General features: G+C 59.6%; 18 protein-coding genes. 10 read left to right on the forward strand and 8 right to left on the reverse strand.

The genetic code is table 11. From position 1 onward, the window contains the following. The first annotated feature begins 2 nt into the window (after positions 1–2). Entirely contained in the window at positions 3–1,544 is a 1,542-nt protein-coding gene (locus tag CFBP5499_RS18355; protein WP_080829508.1) for a sugar ABC transporter ATP-binding protein, read from the forward strand. A gap of 266 nt (positions 1,545–1,810) precedes the next feature. After that, complete coding sequence (locus CFBP5499_RS18360) at positions 1,811–2,326, forward strand: disulfide bond formation protein B (RefSeq protein WP_080829507.1); 516 nt, start codon at positions 1,811–1,813, stop codon at positions 2,324–2,326. A gap of 29 nt (positions 2,327–2,355) precedes the next feature. Here the strand turns inward: CFBP5499_RS18360 and CFBP5499_RS18365 are convergent, their stop codons facing one another. Beyond that, on the reverse strand, positions 2,356–2,913 hold the full coding sequence (locus CFBP5499_RS18365) for an HNH endonuclease (protein ID WP_080829506.1): 558 nt from the start codon (positions 2,911–2,913) through the stop codon (positions 2,356–2,358). 237 nt (positions 2,914–3,150) lie between these two features. Here CFBP5499_RS18365 and CFBP5499_RS30085 point away from each other — a divergent pair, with 237 nt between their 5' ends. The 3 genes from CFBP5499_RS30085 to CFBP5499_RS18380 all read left to right on the forward strand — a co-directional run bounded on the left by CFBP5499_RS30085 (position 3,151) and on the right by CFBP5499_RS18380 (position 5,201). Beyond that, a complete protein-coding gene (locus CFBP5499_RS30085) occupies positions 3,151–3,540 on the forward strand; it encodes a hypothetical protein (RefSeq protein ID WP_233284212.1) in 390 nt (129 codons plus the stop codon). A 148-nt stretch (positions 3,541–3,688) separates the two neighbouring features. Beyond that, positions 3,689–4,291 carry a transglutaminase-like cysteine peptidase gene (locus CFBP5499_RS18375; protein ID WP_080829504.1) on the forward strand — a complete coding sequence of 201 codons (603 nt, stop codon included), beginning with the start codon at positions 3,689–3,691 and terminating at the stop codon, positions 4,289–4,291. Between the two features lie 118 nt (positions 4,292–4,409). After that, positions 4,410–5,201 carry a metallophosphoesterase family protein gene (locus CFBP5499_RS18380; protein WP_080829500.1) on the forward strand — a complete coding sequence of 264 codons (792 nt, stop codon included), beginning with the start codon at positions 4,410–4,412 and terminating at the stop codon, positions 5,199–5,201. An 18-nt stretch (positions 5,202–5,219) separates the two neighbouring features. Here the strand turns inward: CFBP5499_RS18380 and CFBP5499_RS18385 are convergent, their stop codons facing one another. After that, complete coding sequence (locus CFBP5499_RS18385; protein ID WP_080829498.1) at positions 5,220–6,911, reverse strand: dihydroxyacetone kinase family protein; 1,692 nt, start codon at positions 6,909–6,911, stop codon at positions 5,220–5,222. Positions 6,912–7,246: 335 nt separating this feature from the next. On the opposite strand from CFBP5499_RS18385, the gene CFBP5499_RS18390 reads away from it, so the two are divergent. Further along, complete coding sequence (locus CFBP5499_RS18390) at positions 7,247–8,500, forward strand: arsenic transporter (RefSeq protein ID WP_080829496.1); 1,254 nt, start codon at positions 7,247–7,249, stop codon at positions 8,498–8,500. Positions 8,501–8,570: 70 nt separating this feature from the next. Here the strand turns inward: CFBP5499_RS18390 and CFBP5499_RS18395 are convergent, their stop codons facing one another. Further along, positions 8,571–8,900: a hypothetical protein gene (locus tag CFBP5499_RS18395; RefSeq protein ID WP_080829494.1), complete on the reverse strand. Its 330-nt coding sequence runs from the start codon at positions 8,898–8,900 to the stop codon at positions 8,571–8,573. A gap of 229 nt (positions 8,901–9,129) precedes the next feature. On the opposite strand from CFBP5499_RS18395, the gene CFBP5499_RS18400 reads away from it, so the two are divergent. After that, positions 9,130–11,148 carry a hypothetical protein gene (locus CFBP5499_RS18400; protein WP_080830206.1) on the forward strand — a complete coding sequence of 673 codons (2,019 nt, stop codon included), beginning with the start codon at positions 9,130–9,132 and terminating at the stop codon, positions 11,146–11,148. A 69-nt stretch (positions 11,149–11,217) separates the two neighbouring features. Here the strand turns inward: CFBP5499_RS18400 and CFBP5499_RS18405 are convergent, their stop codons facing one another. The 5 genes from CFBP5499_RS18405 to CFBP5499_RS18425 all read right to left on the reverse strand — a co-directional run bounded on the left by CFBP5499_RS18405 (position 11,218) and on the right by CFBP5499_RS18425 (position 17,506). Beyond that, positions 11,218–11,874 carry a DUF2161 domain-containing phosphodiesterase gene (locus CFBP5499_RS18405; protein WP_080829492.1) on the reverse strand — a complete coding sequence of 219 codons (657 nt, stop codon included), beginning with the start codon at positions 11,872–11,874 and terminating at the stop codon, positions 11,218–11,220. Positions 11,875–12,076: 202 nt separating this feature from the next. Continuing rightward, positions 12,077–13,303, reverse strand: coding sequence for a glycosyltransferase family 4 protein (locus tag CFBP5499_RS18410; RefSeq protein ID WP_080829490.1), 1,227 nt, complete (start codon positions 13,301–13,303; stop codon positions 12,077–12,079). Positions 13,304–13,311: 8 nt separating this feature from the next. After that, complete coding sequence (locus CFBP5499_RS18415) at positions 13,312–14,637, reverse strand: polysaccharide pyruvyl transferase family protein (RefSeq protein ID WP_080829489.1); 1,326 nt, start codon at positions 14,635–14,637, stop codon at positions 13,312–13,314. Further along, positions 14,625–16,109, reverse strand: a complete 1,485-nt coding sequence (locus CFBP5499_RS18420; protein ID WP_080829487.1) for a lipopolysaccharide biosynthesis protein — start codon at positions 16,107–16,109, stop codon at positions 14,625–14,627. Before CFBP5499_RS18420 ends, CFBP5499_RS18415 begins: the two co-directional genes overlap by 13 nt. Positions 16,110–16,270: 161 nt before the next feature. Continuing rightward, entirely contained in the window at positions 16,271–17,506 is a 1,236-nt protein-coding gene (locus CFBP5499_RS18425) for a glycosyltransferase family 4 protein (protein ID WP_080829485.1), read from the reverse strand. Positions 17,507–18,002: 496 nt separating this feature from the next. Between CFBP5499_RS18425 and CFBP5499_RS18430 the strand changes: the two genes are divergently transcribed. The 3 genes from CFBP5499_RS18430 (at position 18,003) to CFBP5499_RS18440 (ending at position 21,678) form a co-directional block, all read left to right on the forward strand. After that, the gene (locus tag CFBP5499_RS18430) at positions 18,003–19,331 is read left to right on the forward strand and encodes a hypothetical protein (protein ID WP_080829483.1); all 1,329 of its coding nucleotides are present in this window, start codon (positions 18,003–18,005) and stop codon (positions 19,329–19,331) included. Positions 19,332–19,475: 144 nt separating this feature from the next. Beyond that, positions 19,476–20,588 (forward strand): acyltransferase family protein, encoded by a 1,113-nt coding sequence (locus tag CFBP5499_RS18435; protein ID WP_080830205.1) that lies wholly within the window; start codon positions 19,476–19,478, stop codon positions 20,586–20,588. A 181-nt stretch (positions 20,589–20,769) separates the two neighbouring features. Next, complete coding sequence (locus tag CFBP5499_RS18440; protein ID WP_080829481.1) at positions 20,770–21,678, forward strand: hypothetical protein; 909 nt, start codon at positions 20,770–20,772, stop codon at positions 21,676–21,678. The last annotated feature ends 1 nt before the right edge of the window (position 21,679 follow it).

A 21,679-nucleotide genomic window follows, 5' to 3' on the forward strand; every position in this document is an offset into this window, starting at 1 on the left:
TCATGGACACGCAACCCGTTTTTCAGGCGCGAAACGTCGAAAAAGTCTTTCCCGGCGTCAGAGCCCTCAAGGGCGTCAATCTCTCGCTGCAACCCGGCTCGATCCACGCCCTGCTCGGTGAAAATGGCGCGGGTAAATCGACCCTGATCAAGGTCATCACGGGTGTCCATCATCAAAGCAGCGGCCAGCTCCTTGTTGATGGGCAGGAAGTGCGCTTCGGCAATCCACGCGAGGCAATTGCGCGCGGCATCGGTGTCGTGCACCAGGAACGCAACCTCATCCCGCGCTTCTCCATTGCCGAGAATATCCACATGGAAAAGCTCGGGGCGCATTACCTCAAACCCATCGACTACGCTGCGCTGAACCGCGATGCGCGCCGCTGGCTTGAGGCGCTCAATCTGGAAATCAATCCGGCAACGCCGGTATCGGAGCTTTCCGTTGCGCAGATGCAGCTTGTGGAAATCGCCAAGGCGCTTTCCCTGCAAAGCCGTGTCCTTCTGCTCGATGAACCGACGACATCGCTGACGCCGAGCGAAACGGACAACCTCTTCCGCATTCTGCGCCGCCTGCGCGATGACGGCGCAAGCCTCGTCTTCGTCAGCCACAAGCTGGAGGAAGTTCTTGATATCTGCGACCGGGTGACGGTTCTGCGGGACGGGGAAAACGCCTGCGAAAGCCGCTCTATGGAGGGACTTGGCCGGCAGGATCTCGTGCGCCTGATGATCGGACGCGCCGAAGGCGGCGGCGGTTGGCGCAAACGTGCGGTCGAGCACAATCCGATGGTGCTGGAACTTGAGGACGTATCGACCGCGATCGGTCATCGCGATGTCAGCCTGTCCGTGCGCAAGGGCGAGATCGTCGGCCTTTACGGGCTGGTCGGCGCGGGGCGCACGGAACTTGCAAAATCGATCATGGGTAAATTCGCAGTCACGGCCGGCGACGTGCGTATTGCCGGCCGGCCCGCCCGCATCCGCTCCGTTGCCGAAGCCATCCACGAATATGGCGTCGGTTATGTCAGCGAAGACCGCAAGGGCGATGGCCTCATTCTCCAGCACTCCGTTCTCGCCAATGCGGGCGTTCCCATCTGGCGCAAGCTCTCGAATACCTTCGGCGTGCTTTCGGATGGGCGCATCCGTGCGGCGGTAACGCCTTTCCTGAAAAAGCTGGAGGTGAAGACGCCGAGCCTGAGCCAGACCGTTGGCAATCTATCTGGTGGCAACCAGCAGAAAATCAGCGTCGCCAAATGGCTCGCCGCCGATGTCAAACTGCTGATCGTCGACGAACCCTCCGTCGGCATCGACATCAAGACCAAGGCCTATCTGCATGACCTGCTGCGCGAGTTGGCAGACAGCGGCACCGCCATTCTCGTCATTACCAGCGACATGCCCGAAATGGTGGCACTCGCCGATCGCATCGTCGTGATGGACCGCTACAGGGTAAAGGGCATCGTGGAAAACAATGGCGTCTATGCCGATATGAGCCACGACATCATGGCTCTCATCCATCACCCTGAAGAGAGTGAGGCCCGCCTCCATCAGGTATAGGTCTCGCCGCTCCAAGCTTCCGCCTACACTACGGTGCGTAAAGGCGTGTCTGGCCTGGAATGCCGTTTTGCCGTCGGCGCACTCACGAAACTTTGCTTGCACATCCCGCCAACATTGCCGGGCTTTCATTTGCCAGATGCAGCGGACTGGATTAGACGAATCCCGTTACACCGTGGAAACCGGCGACTTAATTTCGCCATCACGCCCCGCCTTTTTGAAAGCCCGTCCGGGATATCTGCTTCTTCGCGAAGTTTGAGGAAAACAACATGGCCAATGCGACCACCGCCGACAACAGCCGCACGCTCGCCGCTCTCGGCGTCACGGCGGGAATGATCTTCACCGTCGGCTCCGCCCTCGGTTTCCAGCATATTGGCGGTTATACGCCCTGCGCGCTCTGCCTGTTGCAGCGCGATCCCTATTATTACGCCATTCCGCTGGGCATATTGGCCATTGCGACCAGCGTCTTCAAACTGCCGACCCATATCACACGGCTGCTTCTCGCCCTGATCGGCGTGGCGATGCTGATCGGCGCCGGGCTTGGCGTCTATCATGCCGGCGTGGAATGGGGTTTCTGGGCAGGCCCGATCACCTGCGCCACCGGGGCTCCCTCCATCACCACCAATGCCGGCGACCTCCTGGGCAATCTGAACGCCATCAAGGCACCCTCCTGCAACGACGCCGCATTGCGAGTGCTTGGCCTTTCCTTTGCAGGCTGGAACGTCATCGCAAGCGTTGCACTTGCGGCAGTCGCCTTTTTTGGCGCGAGCCGTAAAAGCCGGTAAGCGGATAACCGCGTTGCAGTCCTGAAGCATCAGGGCTGCAGTTCGGTATCCCAGTAAAGATAGTCCATCCAGCTTTCGTGCAGATAGTTGGGCGGGAACAACCGTCCGTTATTGTGCAAATCCTGAACCGTGGGCTGGAAGGGCTTCTGCGACGGGAACATGCCCGCCTGCTTGGGAAGCTTACTGCCTTTTCTAAGGTTGCAGGGAGAGCACGCCGCCACGACATTGTGCCACGTCGTTTCACCGCCGTGCGCGCGGGGAATGACGTGGTCGAAGGTCAATTCGTCCCGCGTGCCGCAATACTGGCATTCGAACTTGTCCCGAAGGAAAACGTTGAAGCGTGTGAAGGCGGGGTTGCGGGTGGGCTGCACATAGGTCTTGAGGCTGACGACACTCGGCAGCCGCATGGAAAAGCTGGGGGAGGACACCGCGTGATCATATTCTGCAATGATGTTCACACGGTCTAGAAAGACGGCCTTGATCGCGTCCTGCCAGGACCATAACGACAAGGGGTAATAACTCAGTGGCCTGTAGTCTGCGTTCAGAACGAGCGCCGGCAGGGCCTGTGGTGAAACTGCAATCGTCAAGGGCTTCTCCTGAGCGATTCGGCATCTGCACTTGTATATTAGGTCCGTTGTTACAGGATTGTGAAGCCTATAAATGCAGCGGCAAAGAGCTTAATTTTTAAGCCCCGGAAAGGCCGTTTTCGCATTCCTGAAGACCGGGCGATGCCATCGCCATGTGGCAACTTGGGCCGGTGCGGCAGGAAGGCGATTCGGCCAGCCACAAATCGTTCTTACGGCGGACGCAATATCGGTGGTATGATGACCTTCAACGAAAAACCAATGCGCGCCTGCCGTGGCAAATGTGCGGCGGCGGCGGCGTCCATCACTCCTTCGCTGGAGGAAACGCTCATGATGTTGCGCATGCGGCAAGCAGCGATATTGCGGGCCAGCCTGACGGCGGCGGCTCTCTCCGTCACGATCGGCCTGGCGGCGGGCGCCCATGCCCAGCAATACCAGAATTTCGAAGTGACGCCGGATGGGCGCGGTGGCGCACAGGGAACAGTCGGCGGGCGCAATTTCGAGGTTGAGCGAAATTACGACCGGCCGCCGGCGGGCGGCGCCTCAAACGCGACACGGCGCGAACTCAGGCGGGCCGTTCCGCAACAGACCTGTGTCATCGACAGCGAGGGCAGAACGCGCTGCAAGTGAGCGCAGGCCCCTTCTTTCCCGTTATTTTCAGCCCGCCGTTGAGAAAGTCGTATTTCGTTAAAATGCAATCCATCCACTTAAACGGCCTGCAAGAATGGGCCGCTATGGTGCCAGGCACAAGAGAAGACAATTGTGCAGAGGCAAGGACATGGCGAAGAAAAAAATCCGTCTGGCAAATATTTTTGCCGTCGCTGCCAGCGTGGCGGCAAGCATTGCGACAACGGTATCGGCCGCACCGCTTGGCCTCGCCCAGAAGCCGGGTGCCGCTCGCCCAGGCCAGTTCATGCCGACAAGCCGCCCGACCATCGCGCCCATTGCCTTTGCGAAATTCTGCGACAGCGCCGCCGACCAGTGTGTCCGGATCGGCGATGGCGACATGGTGGAACTGACAAAACAGAAGCGCATGGAACTCCAGCGCGTCAATGCCGAGATCAACACATCGATCATTTACGCCAGCGAGCAGGACGGCGAAGACGACTGGAAGCTGAACCCGGCAAGCGGCGACTGCGATGATTTCGCGGTGACTAAGCGGCAGCGCCTCCTGCGCGCCGGCTGGCCCTCGGGCGCGTTGCGCATCGCAACGGCGCGCACGACCGATGGTATCGGCCATGCCGTCCTGGTCGTCAGCACCAGCCAGGGCGATCTGGTTCTGGATAACCGCACCAATGTCGTCAAACCGTGGAAAGCGGTCGATCTGAAATGGATCAAGATCCAGTCGCATGAGAACCCGCGCGTCTGGCTGAAACTCTAGGCCGCCGAACCCATCTCGTGTGCTTCGTTCGAGAAGGTTCCGACATAGCTTCGGCGCATGATGCGTTGGCCGTTTCCAACGCCCTTGACCTTGTGCGGGAGAGACAGTATCGGCAGCTATGCCCAAGGTATTCAACTGGATTCGCGGTCGTAAGCAACCAGCCCCCCGCGAAGACCGGAGGCGGCGCAGAATAGACCTTGGCGACAAGCCGGCCACCTTCCCCATTTACGCCATTGGCGACGTGCACGGCAGCCTCGATCTGCTTTTGCAGGCGGAGCGGAAAATCCTCGCCGATCTGGGACCCGATCCCTCCCCCGCGCTGGTCGTCCTGCTTGGCGACTATGTCGATCGCGGGCGCGATTCCCGCGGCGTTCTCGAACATCTACTGCAAGCGCCGCCCGCGCCGCTTCGCCGTATCGCGCTTTGCGGCAACCATGAGCAGCTCTTCCATGAATTTCTCGAAAATCCGCAGGGAAACATGCACTGGCTGGACTTTGGCGGCCGCCAGACGCTTCTGTCCTATGGTGTCGATATCGACTATTTCATGCACAAGGGCCGTCTCAGGCTGCAGCCATTCAGGGATGCCCTGCTCGGCGCGATCCCGCAGGCCCATCGCCAGCTTTTATCCAGCCTGCCCGTCTATGCCCGGATTGGCTCCTATATCTTCGTGCATGCCGGCTTGAGACCGGGATTGCCGCTGGATGCGCAAACCGATGAGGACATGCTGTGGATCCGTGAACCCTTCCTTTCACAAGGAGCAGGACTGGACCTCCTCGTTGTCCACGGGCACACGCCGGTTGAGCGACCGGAGACCGGCCCGCAGCGCATCGGCATCGACACCGGCGCCTTTACCACGGGCAGGCTCACCGTTCTCAGGCTCTCGGATGCGGGCCTGCATCTGATCGGCTGAGCCTCGGTCAGATTTTTATTAGTCCACACCCTCGATAGCTTCGAGCCAGATGCCGACGGCGACCGCGCCCCCATCGGGATGGCCGACAGCCCGCTCACCGAGGTAACTCGCGCGCCCGAGCCGCGGCTTCATCGAGGCTGTCGCCTCTGCGCCCGCCAAGCCCGCCGCAACAGCGGATTGCCAGGCTTCTTTCGCCAAAGCGCCTGTCGCGAGCTTATTCGTGAAGGTTTCCACTGCCGGATGAAGCGCATCGATCATCGTGCGATCGCCCGGCTTCGCCCCACCCAGTTCCGAGATCGCGGCAACAGCCGCCGCGAATGCTTCCGCCATCTGTTGGGCTGTTGGCTCATCAATCCCTGCCAGTTGGCGCGAAGCGCGCATGAGACCTGTCGCATAGAAGGGGCCCGAGCTTCCGCCGATTGCCTTGCGCATCGCATTCGCCATCGCCATCAATCCATCGGAGACGTCGCCGAAGCTCTCTTTCGGCAACGCAAGAATTGCCTCACCGCCACGCACCATGCTGGCGCCGAGGTCACCGTCACCCGCGACGCTATCGAGCTGCGTCAGCCTGGGCTCTGCTGTTATCAGGGCTCTCGCAGCCCGTTCTGCTAGAGACTGCAGCCGATCGCCGGCCGCCGTCCTCTTGTTTGTCGCAATCACGGTCTTTTCGGCGTTTGCGGAGGGCAGAACCCGCTTGCGGTTCACCGCACCGCCGCTGGGCCATGCGCCGGCATCGGTTGGCGCATCGATGAGGCCGAGCGCTGCGTCGTCAACCTGCAGGACCGATAAGGAAAACCCCGGCATATCGAGGGCTGAAAGGAAAGTGCCGGCCCAGGCTCGCTCCACGACGATGCCTTTCGCCTCCAGCCGCGCGACCGCCGACCGTGCGACGATGGCGAGTTCCATCGGCGGCGTTGCCCCCAGGCCGTTGACCAGCAGTGCGACGCGATCTCCGCCGGTGAGCTTGCCATCGGCTTCGATCGTTTCGATCACCAGCTTCACGAGCGCGTCAGCCGAGGCGATGGGCATCCGCTGCACGCCCTGTTCACCGTGGATGCCGAGCCCGACTTCGATTTCTGCCTCACCCAGCACGAAGCCCGGCTTGCCCACGGCCGGCAGCGTGCAGGAGCCCAGCGAGACACCCATGGAAGATAGCTTGGCGGCAGCGTCCCGGGCGATGCGGGCGACCTCATGGAGAGGAAGCCCCTTTTCCGCTGCGGCCCCGGCGAGCTTGTGCACGAGCACCGTTCCCGCAATCCCGCGGCGGCGATCGGCGGGAACCGTATCCTTCAAGGCAACGTCGTCGGCGACGACAACGATCTCGACAGGGATTCCTTCGGCTCTCGCCAGCTCCGCCGCCAAGCCGAAATTCAGCCGGTCGCCCGTATAGTTCTTGACGATGACGAGCGCACCGGCAGGGCCGGCCGCGGCCCTTATGCCGGCAAGAACCGCATCGGTGCTCGGCGAAGTGAAGACATCGCCCGCCACTGCAACCGTCAGCATGCCCGCGCCGACATAACCGGCGTGGGCCGGCTCGTGTCCGCTGCCTCCACCCGAGAGCACCGCCACCTTGCGCTTTTCCGTCTCAGGCAGGCCGGACCTTATGACCACATTCTCATCCTGAAGCAGAATGGTTTGCGGGCTGAGCGCCACGACACCCTCCAGCATGTCCCGGACAACGGTTGATGGATCGTTGATGAGCTTCTTCATGCCTTACTCCTCAATGCAGTGCGTCAGATAGCGGGCGGTATTGGCATTTGCTCGCGCTGGAGACGCGCAGATGCCGCTTGAACAGGGAACAAGCACGATCTCCCCCCCGATTGCAACCGCCGGACATGCACGCGGAAGCTTCGAGCGCGGAACAGTACCAGCCCCTCGGCTGTGTAATTGTCAGCACACTTCTGGTCAGCCCGCTTCCAACATTGTATAGGACGCCGGTGATCTCTCTTCTTCTCGGCAGGCCGCCCCGTCGCGAAGACAATAGTGAAGTAACAAGACGCAACCCGCCATCTGATCAACCTCAACAACCAGCATCAAGGAAACACATGAGCGCTGCGTATTATACGTCGGCCATTGCGGTCGCGACTGCGGCAGGGGTCGTTATCAGGCCTTTTCGGTGGCCCGAGGCCGTATGGGCCGTCGCCGGAGCGCTGCTGATCCTCGCGCTGGGCATTTTAAGCCCTGCGGAAGTCTGGTCGGGGGTGATCAAGGGTCTCGACGTCTACCTGTTCCTGACCGGCATGATGCTGCTCTCCGAGCTTGCGCGGCGCGAAGGCCTGTTTGACTGGGTTGCCGCCGTTGCGATCTCTTATGCCAGAGGGTCATCGCGGCGCCTTTTCGTGCTGATCTACCTGATCGGCGTCATCGTGACCGCGCTTCTCTCCAACGACGCAACCGCCGTCGTCCTGACGCCTGCCGTTTATGCGGCCTGCCGCGCTGCCAGGGTCAAGGATCCTCTTCCTTACCTTTATATCTGCGCCTTCATTGCCAATGCGGCGAGTTTCGTGCTGCCGATCTCCAACCCCGCCAACCTCGTCATTTTCGCCGGCGGCGAGATGCCGCCGCTGTCCCGCTGGCTGGACACCTTCCTGCTTCCGTCGATTGCGGCAATCCTTGTCACCTTTATCGCGCTTTACTGGTCGCAGCGGCGAGTGCTCGCCGAAGACACTGTCGCGGACCGGGTGGAACGCCCGACCCTCAGCCTACCCGCGAAACTGGCGGGTGTCGGCCTGCTGGCGACCGCTGCCGTGCTGCTGTCAGCCTCTGCATTCCACATGGATCTCGGCCTTCCGACGTTCCTCGCCGGCGTGATCACCACGGTGCTCGTTCTTGCCATCGTGCGGCAGAACCCGGTGGAGATCATCAAGGATGTGAGCTGGGGCGTGCTGCCGCTCGTGGCCGGCCTGTTCGTCATCGTCGAAGCCGTCAGCCATACCGGCATCACCGCCGTCGTCGCCGAGCAGTTGAAGGCGCTGAGCCTGCATTCTGAGGCACAGGCCATCGGGATTGGCGGCGTGGCCGTCGCCCTTTTCTCCAACCTCGTCAACAACCTGCCGGCTGGTCTCTTCGCCGCAAGCGCCGTTCAGGCTGCACAGGTGCCTGACAATGTCACCGCCGCCGTGCTGATCGGCGTCGACCTGGGGCCGAACCTGTCGGTAACGGGGTCGCTTGCAACCATCCTGTGGCTTTCCGCGCTCCGCCGTGAAGGCCTGCATGTGAGCGCGCTGGACTTTCTCAAACTGGGCGTCGTTGTCATGACCCCGGCCCTGCTGGCGTCGCTTGCAACATTGCTTCTCTGACACGCGCATGAGCACTTCTTGAGAGTGACGTGAAGCGGCGCCATTGCGCCGCTTCGGGTTTCCTATCGGATTACTCGTTGATCTTGTCGATAAGCTGCATGAGGATGTCCGAGCACGCCTTCATCGGCTCGTCGTCGGCACATTTGACATCGATCTTGATGTCGCCCTGCTCAAGCCGGAAATGCGCGCCTTTCGACGGCGGCGGAGGCGGCATATGGCCGCGTGGTCCGTCCTCACCCGGACCGGTATCCCTCGGGCCGGGGTGGGGCGGCGGCGGAGGAGGCGGAGCATCGGGCCGGGCCACTCCATCCGCAGGACCGGGCGGTGGTGGCGGCTGTTGGGCAAAGGCGGTTCCCGCTGCGAGAAATATCGCAGCGCCTGCAATGATCAGCTTTTTCATGGGGAGGGGCCTCTTGAGTTGGACAACGCAGAGAAAACGGCCTCACGCCCCCTCAGTTGCCTACTGCAAAAAATAATTCTTGATTATTTGGGTCTGTCTCCTCGGACGCGACGGTCGGTTGGGATTTACGCGAAATACGCGCTGGTTTTCCCTTAACAGCGGCTTGCGAAGCAACTTTTGCGTGCTTAAAAGGCGCACAGTCTCATTTGGCGTCACAGAGGACGAATTCGTGGAACAGACAACTACTCAGACCGGCAAGGGCCGGCGCAAGGCTCTATGGGCGGCGGTTGCAATCATTGCTGTTGCAGCAGCAGGTGTCGTGGGAGGCAAAAGCTTCTACCAGGCCAAGGTCAACGAACTCGTTGCCCGCAGCGGTGCCACGGCCGGCTCCGTGGAAGTCGATTTTCTCGGAAAAATCCATGTTCGCGATCTGACGTTGCCGCTTGAAGACGGCAAGAATATCAAGATTGCGGCCATCGACGGGCGTCCGAAATTGCCATTCCTGGACGGCGCGCTGGACATGAGCGACATCGCCATCGACATGCCCGCCGGGAAAGTCTCGATGGCGCATGCGCGCGTCGAAAATGCCGCCTTTGAAAAGGCCGCGGCAGCAACCGATGGCAATGCCAATTCTCTCGTAAAGCGCATCGAGCGCTTCGCGGCGTCGCGCATCTCCACGCCGGAGCTGACCCTTACACAGTCCATCACGACCAGCGAGCAGAAGACCGTTTACAAGAACGTGGCTTTCTCTGATATCGCCGGCGGCCGGATCGCCCGTTACTCCATCGACAATGCCAATTTCGACATCCAGATGGATCTGCCGGACAATAGCGGCGCGATGGAAAAGAAGCATATGGTCGTGTCGACGGGCGCCATTGCCGGTCAGGATATCGACGTCGCTTATCTCGCCCGGCTCTATACGGAAAAAGCCGGTCCGGAAGACAAGGATGCGAAACCTGTCTACGGTCCGCTGTCCGTCAGCGCGATTTCGTTCTCGGAAGGTGATGGCCGTTTCAGCTACGATGAAATCCGCAGCGACGGCTTTACCGCCCGCATGCCGGCCGAACCGCTTCTGGAAACCATGAAAGCCCTTGCGGCAGACAAGAAGCCTGAAGAGCTGTCTCCGGAGGAACGGCAGGCTTATTTCAAGAAGATTCTCTCTGTTCTCGATATCGTCGGCAAGAGCAACATGCAGCTGCTCGGGTTCAAGATGGATGCGCCTGACGAAAGCGAGGCAGCGGCCGGCAAGAGGGTCAAGGCCACCATCGATCGTATCGACATGCAGATGGATGGCCGCAAGCTCGATTTCGGTCTGAATGGCATGTCGGTCGGAAATGGCGACGACACGATCAAATTCGATGAGGCAAGCCTCAAGGGTTTTAACTGGAGTTCGACGATCGAGGCAATTTCTGAGCTCGCCGGGCTCGATGATACGGAAATCGAAACCTTCCCGTTCAACCGTCTGATACCGGAGTTGGGCACGTTCCGCGTCGGCGGCATCAATGTCGATGTGGCCGCACCTGAAAAGTCGGACGAAGAGACGGACGAGGAAACGAAAGGCACGCCGGAGCGCATCAAGTTCACGCTCAAGAACTTCGAGATGGGGCTGACGAAGCCCTTCAATGGCATCCCGACGGATATTAAAATCCGGCAGGACGATCTTTCCCTCCCCATCCCGGCAGATTCGTCGGAGGAGGTTTTCGTTGAGGCGCGCAAGCTGGGTATCGAGTCGCTCGCCCTGTCTTATGGCCTCTCCGCAGGCTGGGACGAACCCAACAAAAACCTGCTGATCCGGGAAATCTTCTTCAGCGGCAAGGATATTGGCAGCGTCAATTTCTCCGGTCTGGCCAGCGGATTTACGGAAGAGTTCTTCTCCTTTGACATCGGTCGGGCCCAGGCCGCGCTCTTCGGGCTGGCCGGTCGCGAAGTGAAACTCACGATCAAGGACGAAGGTTTGATGGCCAAGGCGATCAAGCTCTATGCCCTGCAGAACGACATGACCGAGGAAGAAGTTCGCGCCACCCTGACATTGGTGGCAAGTGCCCTGCTGCAGCAGGTGGCGGCTGAACAGCCGAAGCTGCAAAATGCGGTGGAGGCGCTCGGCCGCTTCATCAGCACCCCGGGAACGCTGACGGTCACGGTTAAGTCGACAGGTGCGAATGGCCTCGGCCTTCTGGATCTCGTCGCCGCCTCCGACAATCCGATGCTTCTGCTCGACAAGGTCGACATTCAGGCAACCGCTGAATAAGCCGCCACCGTTCGACAAGACCCGGAAGGCCCAGATGGCCTTCCGGTTTATGGAACGCACGCTTTCGCGTCAGATTGCCGGTTGCGGCCATCTCTGCAGGGCTTCCTGCCCCGCCTCGGTCAGGCCATAGACACCGCGATCGAGCCGTTCGAACCAGCCATAGACATTCGCAAGCAGAATTTTGCCGGCATCCGGTACGCTGGACCTGATCTGGCGCACGCGCATGGGGCCAGACGCCAGCGCCACCGCGCAGCCGAGTGCCTGCTGGCGGTAGGCGGTCATGATCGGTGCGCGTGTGCTGCCACCCACCGCCGGATCGCCGCGCCGCCTCTGGTGTTCACGCATGAGCCGCGAGCGCCGTTTCGGATTGGTGCGCGGCATTGGCGTCACGGAGCCGACGAGAATGCTGACATCGCCGGTATCGGAAATTCCGAGCATGCCGATCCCGAGCCTGCGGCAGAGATCCCGGTAGCGTTTGTCGGCCTCACGGCCCCTGCCTCTGGCCGAAACCCGCGCCGCGATCCAGACCTCGTCTGCGATCGCCGCGCGATCGACGGCCTGCAGGATAAGTTCGAGATTAAAGCTCAGTTTCAGCTCGCAGATGACGACCACAGCCGGGTCGTCATCGCTGAGGCCAACGAGGTCACAACCACCAACTTCACCCTTGACGGTGTAACCGGCCTTTTCAAGAAAGCCTTTGACGGGCAGATAAAGCGACGTTTCCATGTACCAGCGGGTTCAACTGACGATCCGGCCCCTGAATACATCGATCCACCCACCGAGAACAACCCTCGGCGCGCGCAATGGCGTCACCGATTGTCAGTCCCCTCGGCGGTCAGTCTGCGGCATGTCCGGGTCCGATTCGGAGACGAGCGTTCCGCCGGCCCGGCGCAATGTTTGGACGACATCCAACGGGGGAACTCATCCATTATCCGGGCTTCCTGCCGTTCAGAATATTGTCCAGCACCATCATCTGCTGGCGATTCCATTCTATGGCGTCCTCGAAGGCTTTGTTTCCCAGTTCCTGTCGCTGATCCCGGCTCGCGGCCAGCTGCAGGATTGCGTCGGCGAAAGCCTGATGGTTGTCATCGCCGACAATGACCACACCGCGCTGGTATCGGTCCGAAAGTCCCCTCGCGCCTGTCCGGGTGCTGATCGTCGGAACACCTGCGGCCAGAGCATCGAGCAATTTTATGTTGATGCCCGTTCCAAGCGTGATGGGATTGATCGAGAGCGGCGCACGGGTGAAGGCGTCCTTCAGATTATCGAAACGACCGAGCTTGAGAATGCCCTTCCCGTCCTCGATCTTGCCGCATATGCCGCCCGCAAGAACCAAGCTGATATCCGGCCGGGCCGCTCTCACCAACGGCATGATGTTTTTGAGAAACCCCTTCAGGGAAATGATATTGGCGTCATTTCCGGAGCCCAGAAACAGAAAGTCGCTCGGGGTGAAATCCTCCACCCTTCCGCCAAGATCGAGAATATGGCTGACCGTCGCGACAACCGGCGGCTCTACCCCCAGCCGCTGCCGAAACGCCTGTTCCTCTTCTTCCTGGATGGCGACAACCACGTCCGCACGGCGAAGAGCCCTGCGCTCCACCGCCGGCGGCACCGAGAACCAGTATCCATATTTGTTCGCGGTGTTGATGAAGGCCTTATGTCGGTCGGCGAAGGAATCATGGGTGTCGAGAATACGCAGCACATCATCCGGCAAACCCAGAAAGGCCCGCGAATGAAAGGCATATTCGACAATGACGGCATCGATGCCAAGCCGGCGCTGAATATCCCGAACCTGTCGGCCGATTTCCGGGTAATAGAACTCATCGAGGTGGTTATAAAAACCACTATCGCGGCCGAGCAGCCGGTGAACCTTTCGGACGGCCCGAAACGCCGCCAAGCCAACGTCGAAGCCAACATCACCGGCAAGCCTGTTCCTGAAGCCACCTGCCTGCCGGGAAACGAGGTGCAAATGACCCGGCCCGAATTCCGCCTCATGCCCCGCCCGATCGAAATCGGCGGCGATCGTGCCATCGACATGGACAAAATGCACCTCGTGACCGAAGCTGCGCACGGCACGCGTCAACTGGAGAATCCTGCTCCGCGCACCCTCATTGGCGGGAACGACCGGAAATGCCGAGACGAAAGCGACCTTCATGGCCGAACTCAGGCCCGTGCCCGGAAAGTCTCGAACACCTGAAAATTGCTCTTGGACATCGCAAGAATATCCGGCAGCTTTTTCCCCACACGCTCGCGAATCTCATCGGATTGGTCGATAAACTCCACCAGCGCCTTCTTTATCCCGTCCTGGGTAAGGAACGCGGCAGGCGAAAGCAGATTGGCTGCTGACAGGCCAAAATGCCGATACAGCCCTTCGAACTTGCCCTGATAGGCGATGCATATGGCAGGAACGCCCTTGCCGAGCGCAGCAATGGCAAGGTGCATGCGCCCGCTGACGAGGCCATCAAGCTGGCCGGCGATCCCCTTCAAAACAGGCGCCGACCATTTTCCATCAAGATATAGAACCCTGTCGGCCCGCGATCCCGGCACCAGTTCGGTGATGGCTTTCAGATAGGCCTGATCGCCGACATTGTCGCGGTAGTCATGCGGGATGAGCAGCCAGCACACCGGCCGCGCATCGGCGGCATATTGCAATGCTTCCGCCGCATGTCGGATGATCGCCTCCGTCTGCGCACGATCCGCATTCTTAAACAGCATGGGATGCAGGTTGAAACCCATGACCCTGTATCCCTCGGCCTTCTTTCGCGCGATCCAGGACCGCGTGTCCTCATCGGGCTCGGATGGCACAAGGCTGAAGGCGGAATCGGCAACAAGCGCCGCATTGGTCTTTGCGAAAGATTGCAGGCGTTCGAGCGAGATAACGTCGCGCACCTTCAGCAAGCATTCCGGGTGAAGCGACCGATAGAACATGGCCAGATCAGGATGCGGCGTTTCATTGAAACTGAAGCCGAGGATGACGTTCTTGATGCCGGCAGCCGCGGCCAGATCCGCACTTGCGAGAAGTTTTGCGCTGACCAGCGGGTGGTAATATCCATCCATGACATCCGCACCGACGACGACCACGCAATCATATTGCCGGGTCTGGAACTGCTGGGCTAGGGCCTTTATGAAATCGGGTTTGCTGAAGATATCGACGGGGGCGAAGCCCCTTTGATAGGCGGCATCGGCATAAGCCATGCCATCGACAAGGATATCGATCTCGACATCGGGATTGCTGGTCCGGGCATGTTGCAGCGTCGCGGTGATCATCGCATCGTCGCCCAGCGAACCGAAGAGAGTGATGGGATCACCAGCCACGATCAAAAGCCGGCGCAGTGGGCCGCCGACAGCGATGGGCTGCATGCCGGCCTTCAATGTCTGCAGATCGTCAAAGAGTTGCCGGAACGCGATATCCCGGTTGCGCCGCTCGATATAGCTCACCACTCTCTGGCGCAGCGGTGCCGGCAGCATTTTTTTGATCAGCTTGCGCATTTGCTTTCCTTTCGGGACATGATTTTGCCCGTGATGAGCGCGATGGCGGACCGGGCCTCGCTCCTTGCAGTCAGGGCCAGAAGAAGGAGATATGCCACGCCGAAAATAGACCCGAGCAGGATGCCGGATATGAAATCGCCGGCACCGAGCAGTTTGATCTCCGGGCGCATCCACTGAACGAGCAGGAAGCAGAAGCCGCTGGAGGCAAAGCTCGGCAAAAGCAGCAGGAATATTCTCCACAGCGAGATGCCCAGTTCGCGCGCAACGAAGAAGAATGTGAAGGGTGTCGAGGTCAGCTGTCCGAAGGCATAAACGATGACGATCTGCCGGATGCTGTCTGTCGGCACCAGCAGGATCAGCAGGATCGTGCAAATCGCCTTCACGCTTCCGGCGATCAGCACCTTGTCAGGCTTGCCGCGCGCGGAGAGAAACGGTGCATTCTGAAACTGGACGCATTGCAACGCGCCAAGCAGCAGCAGCGGTTGCGCCACCCCGTCGGCACCCTGCCACCTTGCACCGAACAGCACGTTGCATATTTCCGGCGAAAGGGCTGCGGAGAGCACGAAGATCGGTGTTGAGAAGATCGCCGACATGGTGATGGATTGTTTGTAGAGCGCCGCCATCCGCTCCCGCTCATGCGAGATGCGCGAAAGCACGGTCAGCGAAACATCGTAAAGCGCCGCCTGGAGCAATTGCATGAGAAGCTGGTAGAGCCTGCTGCCGACGGTGTAGAGACCAAAAAGCGCGACCCCGTAGCGCCCGAGGATCATGAAATCGATCAGCCGGGTGGCGACGAAATCCACGATACGAAGGCCAAGGGCAGACGTGCCGAAGCGAAGCAGTTCGACAAAGCTGCGGGGATTGAGCGTTGTGCCCGGCAGCCAGTGCGGTTTTCGCCAGAGCCAGATCAGCGTGACGATGGTTGCGACATAGGTCTGGACCACCAGGCTCCAGACGCCAAGGCCCATGATTGCGAAAGCAATCGCCACGCCGCCACCGACGATATTCGAAATGAAGGTTCTGATCGCCAGCGGCTTGAAGGCGAGCGCGCGGCGATAATTCACCTCCTGAAACAGCGAAGCTGTGTTCAGCGGCAGCAATATGCAGATCGCCACGATGATCGGCGCCAGCCCCTCGACCTCGAACCAGCGTTCCAGTTCCGACGAAAATACGCAGACGGTTACGGCCAGCAGCGTCGCAACCGCAACCGAGGCGTAAAATGGCAGGTTGACGTCACTGGGCTCCAGATCGCGCTTCTGCACGATCGCATCGCCGAAGCCGAATTCAGACACCATCTGGATCAGCATCAGCACCAGCCCGGCGGTCGCGACCATGCCGTAATCGGTGGGGCTGAGGAAACGGGCCAGGACGATGAAGAGGATGGAGGTGAAAAGCTTGCCGCCCCAGTTCTGGACGATGGACCAGAAGACTCCGGTAATGGCAGCGCTGCCTATGGAATGTTGCTCCGCCATCAACCCACCGCCTGAAAGGCCGGTCGCGGCAGGGCGACGACTTCAGCGGCAGAAAAACGACCGAAGTCCGGCATGGGAAAACGGACTGCGCCGATATTGCCTTCTACCATGTGCTTTCTCCTTGGAAGAAACGCTTGCAACGGACCGGGTCCGTTGCCGGTCTAGGATGCGCGTAAGGTTCGGCCTTCCCTGCTTTTCGCCAGCACGTCCTCATAAAGTTTTACGTAATTTTCGCCGACGCGGCGCGAGGTGGATTCCTCGACGATGTTTCCGAAATCGGCCTCCGTCGGCAGCTCTTCCCGCGACAGCGTCAAAACCCGGCGGATGCGGTCCGCAAGCTCAGAGACGTTGCCCGGTTCGAACAGCCAGTCATGGTTCGTCTCGCCGATCAGTTCCGGAATACCGCCCGAGGCCGCGCCGATGACCGGCACGCCCATGGCATAGGCCTCGTAGATGGTGCGCGGCGAAGGCTCGGCCCAGAAGGAGGGGACGATGAGCACATCAATCTCCTCGAAAAACTCCTTCGGCTTTGCCCAGCCGACGAATTCGATCGGCAGATCGCCGGCCTGAGCCGTGAAACGCTCGATGGAATCATCCATGGCATGGCCGGCGACCAGACAGCGCCAGTTGCCATCGCCGATTTCCTTGAAGGCATCGACCATGTTGCCGACGCCCTTTTCGGTATTGATGCGGCCGATGTAACCGAAGGTCAGCGGCCGGTCCGTCCGGTCGATCTGCCGGCGTGCGACAGGGTCGCCCCCCGGCACCGTGCAGGAATAAAAGATGACGCGGCGCAGGCTTTCCGGAATGTGATGGAAAAGCCCGTGATTGACATGCGTCTTGAGGATTTCGGTGCCGACACTTGCCACCGCGCTGATGTAACGCTGCGTGAATTTTTTGGTGAAATTCACCACCTGACAGCCGAGATGGATATGCTCGCAGGGTTTGTCGCCCTTGAACATGGCGGCATTGCCGCAGAGAAGATCATATTCGCAGATTGTATGAACGATCGGAATGCCACGCTTTTGTGCCGCCCGCCACACCAGCGTCGTCACATCCAGCAGCGAATGGGTATTGAGAACGTCAGGCTTGAAATCATCAAGAACGGCCTCGAACTGCTTTTCGACGTCGAAATTCCACTGCTGCTTGAGCTTCTGCATGCGCCGCTGCTGCGGCGAATATTGCGGCCAGTCCTCAAGCCAGAAATCATTGTTATGGAACATGCGGTAAACGGTGACGCCGTTGCGCACCGTTTTAGGCTCGGCCTGCCGCTCGATACAGGCGGCGCCGACCGTGTGGCCCATGGAAACGAGTTCCTCGGCGAGATGTTCGACCGAGCGTTCGCATCCACCAACGATATGCGGCGGATAAAGGCTGCTAAGATGGAGAATTCTCATGCGGATACGCTCTATTTTCCTTCATCGAAAATGTATGGCGTCCATCCCGGCTCGTTTGTCTCCCCGTAATGCTGGAGACCAGTGATATATCTGTAAAAAATACAGGAGCCGGAGCGGATCTAATGTTTGAAAATATGAATTACCAAAATCTACTTTTCAAAAAGCACGGGAATCGGCGGCATTTCAAGTGATTTTTTTCGCGGCGCGGTAAAAGTCATGCGGTGTTGCGAAAAGAACCTCTCCCGTGTTACCGTTTTAAACAGTTTTGAATGACGGCGAACGGAAGCAATAGGCTTCATTATCGCCAATAATGCTATTCCGATCGATAATATTTATTTCATTTCAAAGACATGGATTTTGGAGCGTCTGCAGATGCCACAAACATCAAACACATTCTGATATCGACATGCTGAGCGACGTCATCGCCATTAAGGCGGCGACGTCGATCGGATGATGCCTGCCCCGTATTTTTCTCCGCACCAGCCGGGAGACGCATATGAACGGAAAACAGCCGGTCGACCTCCGCAGCCTGACGCGGCGCAACCTGCTTTCAGCCGCCCCCCTTGCATTGGTCGCCGCCTCGGGTCTGCGGCCCGTTTCCACACTGGCCCAGACGGTTGCCTCCGCCACGACAGACGCCTTTCTGGACAGCGTTGGCGTGTGCGGTCATTTCACCCGCCCCAACGGCATCTATACGGAACAATTCGACCGGATCATGCCGGAGTTCGAAGCACTCGGCGTGCAACATCTGCGGGATGACGGCCTCATTACGCCGAAGGATAATCGCGACAGCCCCGTCTTCCAGAGGCTGCGCCGCATCGTGGCATCGGACATTCGCCTCACCATCATCTGTTACGACAATCTCAACCCCTATGTCTTCACACCGCTCGACAGGCTCGCGGATTTTTACGCGTGGTGTGACGGGGGGATCGATATTTTCGAAGGCAGCAATGAACCGAACCTGACGAAGGATCCGCAAAATGCCCCGCGCATTTCGGCGGAGCATCAGGCGGCCCTTTACAACGCCGTCCATTCGAATCCGCAACTGAGCGCGGTGCCCGTCGCCGCGCCAAGCTATGTCCTGACGCACAGGGCACTGGCATTGAACCTGAAGGATGTCTGCGACTATGGCAATATTCATCCCTATGCCGGGATGGAACATCCCGAAACCACCGGTCCGGGTGCGCTCTCGAAATCCGTCGCGGCTTCAGCGCATATAGCGGCCGGCAGGCCGGTGCTTGCCACGGAAATGGGCTACCACACCTCGCTGCAGACGAAGACCTTCCATTTTCCCGTCACCGAAGGCATCAAGGCGCGGTACATGCCGCGCATGCTGCTCTGGAGTTTCATCAGCGGCATCCGCCGGTCTTATATTTATGAATTGGTCTCAAGCTTCGCCGCCGATGCGACGAACCCGGAATCCTCCTTCGGCCTCCTGCGTCATGATCTGAGCCGCACACCCGCTTATGAGGCCGTTCGTGGCCTTCTTTCGCTCTGCAAGGCAAGCCGCCAGACCACATCCGTGGAACGAGAGGTCACCTTCCTCGATAGCGACGCCCAAAGGTTGGCCATGCCTCTAAGAAGGCAGGATGGCGCTTTGCTCGTGCCGGTCTGGCTTGCCCTTTCAGGCTGGCAATGGCCCGCCCGGATCGAAAACCCGCCTGCGGAACGGGTTGCGGCATTTTCGGTGGCCGGCCAGCATAGTCGCGTCGTCGCACACCGCTTCCGTGACGACGGTTCGGTGAGCCAGCAGACGATTGCACCGGAAAGCGGACAATACCGGCTTTCGGTCAGCGATCAGCTCACGGTTCTGGAAATTTTCTGAATGGGGCGGAGGAAATGCCGCACTGCAAAATTGTGTGTATCGCCTCGGCCTGTTGCATGTTAGCTTGACTGAATAATGAACTTCAGTTCCGCGAAAGTGGATGCAATATATTACCAAATATATCTTTATTTTTATAGATTGACGATGATGAAAAATTTCACGAAAGCGTCCGCAACCGGGGCGCAACGTCTCGATATTCTTCAGGTGATGCGCGCCGTGGCGGCGGTCATGATTGTCGCGCTGCACGCCGATGTGAACTGGAAATTTACGCTTTTCCCACTCCATATATTGAGACTAGGTGGTGGCGTCGATCTGTTTTTCGTCATTTCCGGCTTCGTCATCGTTTATGCCTCCCGGCCTTATTTTGCGACTGCGGGCGGCCGCTCGGCCTTTCTGCTGCGCCGGTTTCTTCGCATCGTTCCGCTTTACTGGTTTGTGCTGACGGTCCGGCTTGCCATGGCCACCGCCGCGATGGTTATCGGCGCGAAGGCCTTTCCGCCGCTGCAGTCGATCGTGACCTCCTATCTTTTCATTCCTTATGACAGCATGGGTTACGGCGACGCCTATCCGTTTCCGCTGATCGATCTGGGCTGGACCCTGAATTACGAGATGTTTTTTTATCTCGTTTTCGCCGTGTTCATATTCCTGCCGCTGGAGCGCGCCGTCCTCACGACGGCCGGCGTGCTGCTCGTCGCCGTGCTGATTGGCGCGAGTGTCGATCTCGCCCTGCCCTTCAGCTTCTGGTTTCAGCCGATCATTCTCGAATTCGTCGCGGGAATGCTGATCGCCACGCTTTTCCTGCGGGGCGTGCGCCTGCCGCCCCTGCTCGGCATTGCCACGGCCCTTTGCGGCCTCGCGATCTGGATGTTAACGGATCTGAACAGCATCGGCTTCCAGTGCAATCCGGGATGTTATTCTTTTTCGCGGCTTATGGTCTTCGGCGGCGGCGCCATTCTGCTGATGGCGGCAGCGACCCTGACGCGGAACAGATCTTTGCCCCGCTTCGCACAGCCGCTGGCAAAGCTCGGCGATTCGTCCTACGCGCTTTATCTGCTGCACCCGTTTATTTTCCGGGGCTTCAAGACCGTGCTCGGCGGCGTCACCTTCCCGCCGGAATGGAGCAACCTGGTCTATCTCGTCATCGTCGTCAGCACCGTCGCGATTGCCCACGCATTCCACGTCTTCGTAGAAACACCGGCCAATCTCTGGCTTCGTGACAGACTGATAACATCACCACGAAAAGTCGCCGTGTCCTGAAGAACGCAGGACAGGCGCGGAGCGAGCCGTTAACAATAGCTGAGGGTTTCCGGCACGGTCTTATTTTAGCGCTTGATCCTTTGCTTGGGCTGTGCGATTTAAAAAGAAATTTTAGATGTTGAATAACCATATTCAGCATTGGATGTATTTAAAGTCGTATTTTAAAGATTTGGAGAGTTGGATGCCCCGCATTCATAACGGCTCGATGCTCGTTGGTGCGATGTTCGTCGCCAGCCTTGGTGTTTTTTCCTCAGTCGCCAACGCACAGACCGTGGAAACCCTTCCGCCCGCCGCCCCGCAGCAGACAGCCGCGGTGGAGAACGCCGCCACAGGCGCACCCGTCAAGGCCGCCGATGAATCAACCGCCGCATTTCTGGCCCGCGTCAACGCCACCAATCCGGACAGCGTTTCCATCACCGCTGCGGAACTGTTCAAGCAGTTTCCGACGCAGGCGATCGTCAAGGATCTGGTCACCATCGCGTCCAGCACGGATGCGGCAACGGCAGACGTCACCGGAAAAGTGACGAGCGGTTTTCCAATCATCGCCGTTTCCACCAGCGCGGCACAGTTTTCCGAACAGCTGTCTGCCCTGATCCTCAGCGATTCCGGCCAGTTGCCCACCATCGTCGCACTGGCCCAGAAGGTCGGCAACAAGGACTTTTCCGAAGTCGTTGGCGAAGGCCTGGCGCTGGCGCATGCCACCGCGATGCGCAACGGCAACACGATCCTTGCCGCCGCCATCCAGCTGCAGACAAAAGGCCCCGGCGTGCCTTCCGATCTCCTGATTGCCTTTAGCGAGAATATCCAGGGAACGGCCGCCGGCCCGGCGGCAGCGGCCGCAGCGCCTGCAGCGGCATCGCCGATCGGCGGCGCCGGTTCCTCACCGGCCAGCGCCAACAGCATCGGCGGTTCGGGAACCGCGGGTACAGACGACGGCACCGCCCAGACGGGTGGTGGCAGCGCGCCCATAGGCGGCGGCGGTAGCGTTGGCGGAACGACCGGCGGTGGCGGCACATCCTCATTCACGACGATCAATAACTTTTTCTCGATCGGCAACACCACCACGCCGGTCAGCACAAGTCCCGTTTGAG

This window comes from Agrobacterium tumefaciens, assembly GCF_005221325.1.
Lineage (GTDB): Bacteria > Pseudomonadota > Alphaproteobacteria > Rhizobiales > Rhizobiaceae > Agrobacterium.